General features: G+C 61.4%; 5 protein-coding genes. 4 read left to right on the top strand and 1 reads right to left on the bottom strand.

What is annotated here, in order from left to right; genetic code table 11:
- The 4 genes from NKJ58_RS31305 to NKJ58_RS31290 all read left to right on the top strand — a co-directional run.
- Positions 1-3,549 (top strand): beta strand repeat-containing protein (locus NKJ58_RS31305; RefSeq protein WP_352854695.1); only part of this gene is annotated, 3,549 nt, incomplete at its 5' end.
- Between the two features lie 174 nt (positions 3,550-3,723).
- Positions 3,724-5,424 (top strand): type I secretion system permease/ATPase, encoded by a 1,701-nt coding sequence (locus tag NKJ58_RS31300; RefSeq protein ID WP_023738790.1) that lies wholly within the window; start codon positions 3,724-3,726, stop codon positions 5,422-5,424.
- Between the two features lie 19 nt (positions 5,425-5,443).
- The gene (locus NKJ58_RS31295) at positions 5,444-6,781 is read left to right on the top strand and encodes an HlyD family type I secretion periplasmic adaptor subunit (protein WP_023738789.1); all 1,338 of its coding nucleotides are present in this window, start codon (positions 5,444-5,446) and stop codon (positions 6,779-6,781) included.
- 286 nt (positions 6,782-7,067) lie between these two features.
- Complete coding sequence (locus NKJ58_RS31290) at positions 7,068-7,286, top strand: conjugal transfer protein TraD (RefSeq protein WP_245260421.1); 219 nt, start codon at positions 7,068-7,070, stop codon at positions 7,284-7,286.
- A 106-nt stretch (positions 7,287-7,392) separates the two neighbouring features.
- On the opposite strand, the gene NKJ58_RS31285 is transcribed toward NKJ58_RS31290, so the two are convergent.
- Positions 7,393-7,701: an AIPR family protein gene (locus NKJ58_RS31285; protein WP_023738787.1), complete on the bottom strand. Its 309-nt coding sequence runs from the start codon at positions 7,699-7,701 to the stop codon at positions 7,393-7,395.
- Between the last annotated feature and the right edge of the window lie 205 nt (positions 7,702-7,906).

The raw sequence follows: 7,906 nt of genomic DNA, 5'->3' as shown, positions 1-7,906 counted from the left end.
AGCGCCGCTGGACACGCCTATGACGTCACGGTTCAGGCTTCTGACGGGACCCTGACCAGCTCGCAGACCTTCACCATCAATGTGACCGACGTTGCCCCGACGCAGCCGACCGACGGCAATGGCGCGGCCAACACGGTTTCGGAAGGCGTCGCCAACGGGGCGACGGTCGGCATCACGGCGACCTCGACCGACGTCAACGGCGGCACGGTCACGTACTCGCTGACCGGCGACACGTCGGGTGGCGGCTTCACGATCGACAGCGGCACCGGCATCGTGACGGTGGCGGACGCCACCAAGATCGACTTCGAGAGCGCCGCTGGACACGCCTATGACGTCACGGTTCAGGCTTCTGACGGGACCCTGACCAGCTCGCAGACCTTCACCATCAATGTGACCGACGTTGACGAGGCGCCGACGGTGACCTCGGGTGCGACGGCGAGCGTGGCGGAGAACGCGCCGGCCAGCACGGTGGTGTATACCGCGACGGCGACCGATCCAGACACCACGGCGCCGAACAATACCAAGACCTGGAGCTTGACCGGCACCGATGCATCGCTGTTGAGCATCAATTCCAGTGGCCAAGTCACACTCAATGCCTCGGCCAACTTCGAGGCCAAGACTTCCTACAGCTTCAATGTCGTGGACACCGACGGCGGCGGGCTGACCGCCAGCAAGGCCGTGGTCCTGAGCATCACCGACGTCAACGAGGCGCCGACGGTGACCTCGGGTGCGACGGCGAGCGTGGCGGAGAACGCGCCGGCCAGCACGGTGGTGTATACCGCGACGGCGACTGATCCAGACACCACGGCGCCGAACAATATCAAGACCTGGAGCTTGACCGGCACCGATGCATCGCTGTTGAGCATCAATTCCAGTGGCCAAGTCACACTCAATGCCTCGGCCAACTTCGAGGCCAAGACTTCCTACAGCTTCAATGTGGTGGACACCGACGGCGGCGGCCTGATCGCCAGCAAGGCCGTGGTGCTGAGCATCACCAACGTCAACGAGGCGCCGACGGCGCCTACCGATACCAACAGCGCGAACAATTTCGTTGCCGCGAACGCCGCGAATGGCACGCTTATCGGGGTCACGGCAAATTCGACCGATCCCGACGCCGGAGACACGGTTACCTATAGCTTTACGAGCAATCCCAACAATCTGTTCGCTATCAACTCGGCGACCGGCGTAGTGACCGTCGCCGACAGCTCGAGTCTCAATGCGGGCTCCTACACGATCGGAGTTCAGGCCACTGACAATCATGCGCTGTCCGGTCCGAGCTCGAACTTCACTGTCGCGGTGGCAGGCCTCGCGGTGACCTTGACTTCAGCGCAAATCAGTAATCTTGAATCCGGAAATCAGCTCAACAAGAACACTGACCTTGGAATTTTCAATGTCATCGGGAACCCTAACGCGAACACCTATACCTTCTCGCTCCCCAGCAACGTAGGCGACAACAACAGCTTCGCTATCAACTCGACTACAGGCCTGCTGTCGACCGGGACATCTAACGTAGGCTCAAACGCGACTTACCATCTCACTGTGACAGTTACGTTTGGGGCCAATACCTTATCGGTACCAGTCAATGTTATAGCTGGAGGAACCGGTAACGACTCGCTATCGGCCACAACCGGAATTAATTTGTTCTACGGTCTAAATGGAACTGACACCATCGCGGGGGGCTCCGGCTTCGACGGAATTATCGCTGGTGCTGGGACCGACACCCTTATTGGAAATGGCGGAGGCGATTTTCTGGCGGGGGGCGGGCAAAGCGATACGTTCAAGTACAATGCCATCACCGACTCCCAGTCCGGCATTGTCAACAACGTTGCCAATTATGACACGATCGCCGATTTCACTTCGGGGACGGACAAGATCGATTTGACGAGCTTTATCGCTTCGGCTTTCACGGCGTTTAAAATGAGCGACGTGGGGGTCGCAAATGTCGCGGCGCATACTATCGCCTGGCATTTTGACAGCGCCACCAATCAGACGATTGTCTACGCCAACCAGACCGCCGGTGCCCTGGCGCAAGGCAACTCTGGGCTGCTCGAAATCCATCTAGCAGGCACCCCGTCGGTGGCGGTAGGCGATTTCCTGGATACTGGTGGCCTGGCAGTAGCGCCCGCCGGCATCGCCGGAGAGCCGATCAATCTTGCCCTGACCGCACCGTCGGCGAATCTTGTCCCCGTCTTAGTCACAATCGCCGGCGTTCCTTCGGGGTGGACTTTGAATGAAGGCACTAACAACGGCGACGGCACGTGGACGGTTAACACGAACGACGTGCAATCGCTGACCGTCACCACGCCTTCCGAATTCACCGGCGCAGCCGTGCTCGACGTCCAGATGACCTGGACCAACGCAGACGGCACGACCGGCAGCGCGTTGATCGTCGACAATGTCGAGGCCTACGCGGCAGGCTCGCCGATCTTCGCCTGGTCGGGCGACGACGTGCTGACCGGCTCGAGCGGCAACGATCTCTTTGTCTTCTCGCAGCCAATCGGCGACGACACAGTGCACAGTTTCGATGCGGCCGCGGACAAGATCGACCTGATCGGCTATTCCGGCTTTGCGAGCTTCGCCGATGTCCAGGCGCATATGGCCGACGATGCCAATGGCAATGCGGTGATCACGCTTGGCGACGGCCAGTCGATTATGCTTGATAGCGTGCATTCGAGCGCGCTCACGGACGGCAATTTCGTCTTCGACCAGACGCCGGTGGTCAACAATTCAGGCACCATGACGATCGGCGACGGCGCTCTGCTGCCACTGAGCGGCACGATCAACAACAGCGGCCTCATCTCGCTCGACTCGGTCGGCGGCGATACGCTGCTGCAGATCATCCAGCATGGCGTGACCCTGCAGGGTGGCGGGCAGATCCTGCTCTCCGACAGCGCCGCCAACGTCATCTCCGGCACAGGGCCGGACGTCACTCTGGTCAATGTCGACAACACGATCTCGGGCGCCGGCCAGCTGGGCGGCGGGATGCTCAGCCTCGATAACAGGGGCACCATCATCGCCACCGGCTCGAATGCGCTGGTCGTCGACACCGGAGGCAGCGTCGTCCTCAATTCGGGAACGCTGGAGGCAACCGGCTCCGGCGGCCTTACGATCACCGGCGGGCTGGCGAATTCCGGCATGATCTGGGCCAATGGTGGTAACATTGACATCAACGGCCAGGTCACCGGTGACGGCGATGCCACCATCGGCAACCTGTCGAAGCTGGAGTTCGGTGCGGCCTCTTCAACCGACGTCACGTTCGCGGCGAATGCCGCCGGCACATTGCAGCTGGACGATTCCTTCGATTTCAGCGGAAGCATCGCCGGCATCACCAATGACGACAAGGTGAACCTCGAAGACATCCTGTTCGGCACCGGAACGTCCGCTGCCTATCAGGCGGACCTCGACGGCGCCGGGGGAACGTTGACCGTCACGGACGGCACGCACAACGCCACGCTCCACCTGCTCGGCGTCTACGATGCCCACAGCTTCACACTTGCCGACGACGGCACCGGCAGGACGGTGGTGCAAATGAGCGACTTTGTGATGTGAACCAAAAGGAGAGCCGCGCGGACAGCCGTGGCTCTCCTCATGCTACCGTTTCCTGATTCAGCTTACGAATTAAGGTTTACGGCAGGAATAGGAAGGGAACCACGTGGCCGATCGAAGGATCAGGAGTACTATCGGTTCCGGGCGTGGCCAGGGGGGCGGTTTTCCGCTGGGTCGTTGAGTCTCGACAACAAATCCAAGATCGTGAAGGATGCGCTTCGGGCATGCCGCCGCTATTTCCTGGTTGCGGCGGCATTCAGCCTGGCGATCAATCTGCTCTACCTCGCGTCCCCGCTTTACATGCTGCAGATCTACGACCGGGTCGTCACCAGCGGCAGCGAAACCACGCTGGTGATGCTCACCCTGGTGTTGCTGGCGGCCTTCCTTTCGTTGGCCGGCCTCGATCTGGTGCGCGCCTCCATCCTGACGCGTGCCAGCGCGCGGCTCGACCGGTTGCTGTCGGCAAAAGTCCTCGCCGCGTCGGTGGAGACCCCATCGCCGGGCTCCTCGCAAAGCCAGCCGATCCGCGATTTCGACACGTTCAGGCAGGTGATCACCGGCAGCGGCATCCATGCCCTGTTCGACCTGCCATGGTCACCCATCTACATCGGCATCATCTTCCTGCTGCATCCGTGGCTCGGCTTCTTCGCGCTGGGCTGCTCGCTGCTCTTGATCGCCATGGCCGTGCTCAACGAGTATCTCGTGCGTTCGCCGCTGAAGCAGGCCAACGACCTGGCGACGACCAACTACAACTTTACCGAAATGAGCCTCAGAAACTCGGAAGTCGTTCGCGCCATGGGGATGATCGACGGTCTCATCCGCCGCTGGGGGCGCGACCGTAACCTGGCGCTGCGGCGCCAAGCGGAGGCAAGCGATCGCGCCGCCCTGATGTCCGGCCTGATCCGGTTCCTGCGGCTCACCATGCAGTCGCTGATCCTCGGCCTCGGCGCCTATCTGGTGATCGAGCGGCAGATCACCGGCGGCACCATGTTTGCGGCGAGCCTCTTGCTGGGCCGGGGGCTACAGCCGGTCGAGCAGATCGTCGGCCTTTGGCGCAGCCTGATCCTGGCCCGGGCGGCGTTGGCAAGGGTCGAGAAGCTGGTCGACGGGGGCGCGCTGAACGAAAGATCTTTCAACCTGCCGAAGCCCACCGGCAAGATTTCGGTCGAGCAGGTCAGCTTTGCAATTGCCAGCCAGCAGAAAGTGCTTCTCCGCGACGTATCATTCCGGCTGGACGCAGGCGAGGCGCTGGGAATCGTCGGCCCTTCCGGCGCCGGCAAGTCGACGCTGGCGCGTCATCTCGCGGGCGTCATGCAACCCAGCCGCGGCACCGTCAGGCTGGACGGGGCCGACCTGTCGCAGTGGGGGCACGACGCGCTCGGCGACCACATCGGCTACCTGCCGCAGGATATCGAACTCTTCGCCGATACGGTCGCCGCCAACATCGGCCGCTTCAAGACCAATGTCGACCTGGAGGTGATAGCCGCCGCGCGGCTCGCCGGCGTTCACGAGATGATCATTCGGCTGCCGCAGGGCTACGAGACCCAGATCGGCGAAGGCGGCGCAGTGCTGTCGGGAGGATATCGGCAGCGGATTGCTCTTGCTCGTGCGGTATTCGGGACGCCGAACCTGATCATTCTCGACGAGCCGAGCTCCAATCTCGACGCCGATGGCGACCGCGCGCTGAGCGAGTGCGCGATCGAGCTCAAGCGCCGCGGCAGCACAGTGATCATCGTCTCGCACCGGCCTTCGACCTTGGCCAATGTCGACAAGATCCTTCTGTTGCGCGATGGCGCCGTCGAGGCCTTCGGCATGAGAAACGAGATCGTGGCGCTGCTCAACCAGCGCGCGGCTCCAATGGCGGTGGCAACCCAATGAGCTGTGGCCGGAGAGATCGATGAGCGACGGCGCCCTCACCTACCGGAGCCTGTCCGGCGAAACCGGTATCCTGGCCCCGGATTCGATCCGGGTGCCGGCCTCTGTCGGCCTGCTGATCATCATTGCCTTCTTCGGTATCTTCGGCGGCTGGGCGGCTTTTGCCCCGCTGAACGGCGCCGTGCTCGCCGACGCCATCGTCAAGGTGGAAGGCAATCGAAAGAGCGTACAGCATTTCGACGGCGGCACGGTGAAGGAGATCCGCGTCAAGGATGGCGACATCGTCAAGGCAGGCGATGTGCTGGTGGTGCTCGACGACACGCACGCCCGTTCCGAATTCAACCTCTATTCGCAGCAATATGCGTTGTTGCGCGCTACCGATGCCCGCATTCGTGCAGAGCTCGACGGCCATGAGGCAGTCGCCTTTCCGAAGGACATCACCGCTGAGCACCAGGCCTATCTGCAGGACGCGATGACCAACCAAATTGTCGACCTCGGGAGCCAGCGCGCCTCGATGGCCGGTGCCAAGCAGATCCTGCAGAAACGGATAGCCGAACTCGACGAGCAGATCGATGGAAAGCAGGCGCGCGTCGAATCTTTTCGTGCGCAGCTCAAGTCGACAATTGATGAAAAGGCAGGCCTCAACAAGTTGCTGAAGGCCGGCCTGACAACGCGCACGCGTGTCCTGGAGCTCGACCGCTCCGCCTCCGACCTGCAGGGCCTGATCGACCAGACTCTCGGCGATATAGCCGGAAACCGCCAGAGTAAGGCCGAGCTTGAAAGCCAGATTGCGCAGCTCACCAACGAGCGCCGCGCAAAACTCTCAACCATGCTGATCGACGCCCAGTCCAACCTCGCCGACCTGGTACCGAAAATGTTCGCCGCGCAGGCTACGGTCGACCGCGCCGAAGTGCGGGCGCCCTATGACGGCCAGGTGATGAATCTCACCGTTTTCTCGACCGGCGCGATCGTCGCCCCCGGCCAGACCATCCTCGACATCGTGCCGACTAGGAATTCGTTGATCGTTCAGGCGCAGGTGAAGGTCGAGGACATATCCAGCCTGCGCGCCGACATGACGGCCGAGGTCCGCTTCACGTCCTACAAGCAGCGTTCGATACCGGTCATTCATGGACGGGTCACCCGCATTTCGGCGGATCGCGTCACCGACAGCAAGACCGGGCTTCCCTACTATCTTGCCGACGTAGCGGTCGATCCCGCGGAATTGGCCGCGGCCCCACAGATTGCGCTTTATCCGGGCATGCCGGCGTCAGTCATGATCGTCACCGAGGAACGCACCGCACTGGACTACATTTTAGGCCCGCTGGCTGTGTCGTTCCACTCCGCGTTTCGCCAGAAGTAACGAGCTTCGCGCCCAACATATTCGCGTTTTTTCAATTTGCGGACGCGGTCCAAGGTAGGTGGCGAGACCCATCTTATCGATGGTCTGCGCCATGTCCAAGGCGGCCCAACCCATCCGGGAGCTTATTTCGATTTCTGGCGATTACGGTTGGGGTAGTACCATGTTGCACGAACTTTCCGGCTCTCTGTCGCTTAAATCCTTTCTTTCCGGGCATGTCTCAGCCCATTCCTTGCTGTCCCTGCAACATGGCTGCAACACAAATTAATATGTTTGTTCGTGTATGTTCGTGCAAAAATCCATCGCATTACCGATCGGCCTCCTCGTCAAGGCAGGCATCGTTAATCTGACCAACTACGATCGCGCTGCCAACTACGGCGCGATGCTCTGGATGACCGCGAAGGTCGAGAGCCCAGAAGGCGAGCAAGCACAACGATTATGGACTGAGAAGGGTAGCCAGGCGTTCGATGCTGAACGGCGTGACGAGCGGATGGGACGGCGAACTTAGCCATAGTTGGCGCGAGCAGCGGCCGGCACGAAGCCCGAACAGCAGACTTCTCCGGTGCGCCAGCGCCGACGCCGCAGTCAAACGCCTGCGCAGGAAGCTTTCGTCGCTACCGCGCGCACGTTCCTAGAACCAGCGTGACTGACGTTGCATACCGCCCGCCGGGGGCGCCCAGATCGACCCGAAAGCTCCTGCACCGTCGGTGGAAGGGATGATTGGACGAGAAGTCGGCCATGTCGACCTTGTTCTGATTGTTGGCCGACTGGGAGATGCGCGGCGCGATCTCCTCGATGTCACCATCGTCCAGAATCTCGATAATCTTGAGCCGCACTTGGAGGCGGCTCGCGTCCACATCGTCCTTGCGCCACGCGCGGAAGATCGAACCGGTCGTCTGCCGCGCAATCACGCTGATCAGCAATGGCAAGACCTACGTTGAGCCCACAACCACCGCGTCCGTTTCCGCGGTCTGGGCGAGGAGCTGGGACGTGGACGAAGGTTTGCTATCTAAGAATTCCGATGACTGCTAGTTGTTTGATCCCAGGCTTTGATGGCGCATACTTTTCGTCCGAATCAAAGGATGCGCTATGGGCCAGGTTCTTCATGGGAGCGCCACGACGACAGAG

This window comes from Mesorhizobium sp. M0139 (assembly GCF_040322455.1).
GTDB lineage: Bacteria > Pseudomonadota > Alphaproteobacteria > Rhizobiales > Rhizobiaceae > Mesorhizobium.
Note: the sequence above shows the minus strand (reverse complement) of the source record. Positions and strands in the feature narration are given on the sequence as shown.